Annotated in this window: 1 protein-coding gene, 14 tRNA genes and 1 pseudogene; 2 read left to right on the forward strand and 14 right to left on the reverse strand. The window is 47.7% G+C overall.

The window, feature by feature from the left end; all coding sequences use genetic code 11:
* Nucleotides 1–43 precede the first annotated feature (43 nt).
* A pseudogene (locus EP58_RS17885) lies at nucleotides 44–190 on the forward strand (transposase family protein); the annotation flags it as partial.
* Nucleotides 191–215: 25 nt separating this feature from the next.
* A complete protein-coding gene (locus tag EP58_RS17035; protein ID WP_124893203.1) occupies nucleotides 216–623 on the forward strand; it encodes a transposase in 408 nt (135 codons plus the stop codon).
* Nucleotides 624–785: 162 nt separating this feature from the next.
* Here EP58_RS17035 and EP58_RS10585 read toward each other — a convergent pair.
* The 14 genes from EP58_RS10585 to EP58_RS10650 all read right to left on the reverse strand — a co-directional run bounded on the left by EP58_RS10585 (nucleotide 786) and on the right by EP58_RS10650 (nucleotide 2,048).
* Nucleotides 786–869, reverse strand: a tRNA-Leu gene (locus tag EP58_RS10585).
* 37 nt (nucleotides 870–906) lie between these two features.
* A tRNA-Cys gene (locus tag EP58_RS10590) sits at nucleotides 907–980 on the reverse strand.
* A gap of 18 nt (nucleotides 981–998) precedes the next feature.
* A tRNA-Gly gene (locus EP58_RS10595) sits at nucleotides 999–1,070 on the reverse strand.
* Between the two features lie 12 nt (nucleotides 1,071–1,082).
* Nucleotides 1,083–1,154 (reverse strand) — tRNA-Gln (locus EP58_RS10600).
* An 11-nt stretch (nucleotides 1,155–1,165) separates the two neighbouring features.
* A tRNA-His gene (locus EP58_RS10605) sits at nucleotides 1,166–1,241 on the reverse strand.
* Between the two features lie 20 nt (nucleotides 1,242–1,261).
* A tRNA-Trp gene (locus tag EP58_RS10610) sits at nucleotides 1,262–1,335 on the reverse strand.
* A gap of 9 nt (nucleotides 1,336–1,344) precedes the next feature.
* Nucleotides 1,345–1,428: transfer RNA gene (locus EP58_RS10615), tRNA-Tyr, on the reverse strand.
* 13 nt (nucleotides 1,429–1,441) lie between these two features.
* Nucleotides 1,442–1,514 (reverse strand) — tRNA-Phe (locus EP58_RS10620).
* 10 nt (nucleotides 1,515–1,524) lie between these two features.
* Nucleotides 1,525–1,597, reverse strand: a tRNA-Asp gene (locus EP58_RS10625).
* Between the two features lie 5 nt (nucleotides 1,598–1,602).
* Nucleotides 1,603–1,676, reverse strand: a tRNA-Met gene (locus EP58_RS10630).
* 19 nt (nucleotides 1,677–1,695) lie between these two features.
* Nucleotides 1,696–1,771, reverse strand: a tRNA-Val gene (locus tag EP58_RS10635).
* A gap of 13 nt (nucleotides 1,772–1,784) precedes the next feature.
* Nucleotides 1,785–1,856, reverse strand: a tRNA-Glu gene (locus EP58_RS10640).
* A 23-nt stretch (nucleotides 1,857–1,879) separates the two neighbouring features.
* A tRNA-Ser gene (locus EP58_RS10645) sits at nucleotides 1,880–1,968 on the reverse strand.
* Between the two features lie 4 nt (nucleotides 1,969–1,972).
* Nucleotides 1,973–2,048 (reverse strand) — tRNA-Asn (locus tag EP58_RS10650).
* Between the last annotated feature and the right edge of the window lie 81 nt (nucleotides 2,049–2,129).

Genomic DNA, 2,129 nt, shown 5'->3' on the forward strand with positions numbered 1-2,129 from the left:
TGAGTCCGGTAGAATACCGTCTTCAGGCCAGCCAAGAAGTCTAATTAAATTTGGTCCAACTTTTGGGGTTCAGTACAGTCCCCTCTGCAGAACACGGACAGATCGTATCAAAGACTATCGCATACACACTTTTAAGTATCTTAAAATGGCAGAAAAATACGTCTACGTACATTATCGGAAGCGTCGATATCTTTGTCCTTGTGGCAAATCGTTTGATGAAAAAAATCAAGGCATCATTGCGCGCTATCAGCGCTTCTCCGTATCCTGGCATCAAGCAGCACTGCTCCATAGTATCTCTGCACCTTCTTTTAAGTATACTGCCAACATCTTTGAAAGCAAAAGAACGCCGCGATGTTCGCAAGACCTTACATGCCTTTTATCAACTCGTAAAAGATAAGGAGCTACCAGAATTCATAAAGGCTATCGGCACTTTTGATCGTTGGGAAACGGAAATTATCAATGCTTTCATTTACCCGCATCTATCGAATGGCTTCGTAGAAGGCATCAACAATCGAACCAAAGTCATCAAGCGTACTTCTTACGATTATCGAAGCTTTGCACGATTCCGCGCCAAGATTCTTGCACAACACTTTATTAAAGATTTCGATATTTCTGTAGGCTAAAAAGAGGCACAAGCTATGGTTTCCCTAGCTTGCCCCTCGATATTTTACACCAACAATTGACACAGAGCCTAAATACAAAGTGGAAATCCTGTGGAATCTCTCGAGTTATTTTATATCAGAAAAACAAAACCCCAACACTTTAAAGTGTTGGGGTTGCTTTGATACCGGCGGCCGGGGTCGAACCGGCACGATCGTGAGATCACTGGATTTTGAGTCCAGCGCGTCTGCCAATTCCGCCACGCCGGCATAATATAATTATACTATAATCTTAAATAAACTTCAATGGAGGCGCCAACCGGATTTGAACCGGTGATAAAGGTTTTGCAGACCTCTGCCTTACCACTTGGCTATGGCGCCACATTCGTAAGAAAAATAAGCGGAAGACGAGGTTCGAACTCGCGACCCCCACCTTGGCAAGGTGATGTTCTACCGCTGAACTACTTCCGCAAAAAACAAAAACTGGGCTAGCTGGATTCGAACCAGCGCATGACGGAATCAAAATCCGTTGCCTTACCGCTTGGCTATAGCCCACCGTTTAAAAATGGGGCGGATGATGGGAATCGAACCCACGAATGCCTGAACCACAATCAGGTGCGTTAACCACTTCGCCACACCCGCCATTATTAAATTTACTATTTTGGCAGGGGCAGTAGGAATCGAACCCACACTGAAGGTTTTGGAGACCTTAGTTCTACCTTTAAACTATGCCCCTACTATAAAATGGTGGAGGGGGGCAGATTCGAACTGCCGAACCCGAAGGAGCGGATTTACAGTCCGCCGCGTTTAGCCACTTCGCTACCCCTCCAAATATATTAAGGTGGCTTGGGACAGAATCGAACTGCCGACACCTTGAGCTTCAATCAAGTGCTCTACCAACTGAGCTACCAAGCCATAAATAAAGCGGTCCCGACGGGATTTGAACCCGCGATCTCCTGCGTGACAGGCAGGCATGTTAACCCCTACACCACGGAACCACTAATTGCGGGGACAGGATTTGAACCTGCGACCTTCGGGTTATGAGCCCGACGAGCTACCAGACTGCTCCACCCCGCGACGATATTAAAATAATAAATGGTGGGGGCTAACGGGATCGAACCGCTGACCCTCTGCTTGTAAGGCAGATGCTCTCCCAGCTGAGCTAAGCCCCCTAAAATAAAGAAATGACCCGTACGGGATTCGAACCCGTGTTACCGCCGTGAAAGGGCGGTGTCTTAACCGCTTGACCAACGGGCCTAAATAATAAAAGTTACAGAGAACGGAGAGCAAGGGATTTGAACCCTTGAGACAACTTTCGCCGCCTACACGATTTCCAATCGTGCTCCTTCGGCCACTCGGACAGCTCTCCATAATGGCTCCACAGGCAAGACTCGAACTTGCGACCGATCGGTTAACAGCCGATTGCTCTACCAACTGAGCTACTGTGGAATAATACATTGCCCGGCGACGACCTACTCTCACAGGGGGAAGCCCCCTACTACCATCGGCGCTGAAAAGCTTAACACGGGT

This window comes from Paenilisteria newyorkensis (assembly GCF_000766145.1).
GTDB lineage: Bacteria > Bacillota > Bacilli > Lactobacillales > Listeriaceae > Listeria_A > Listeria_A newyorkensis.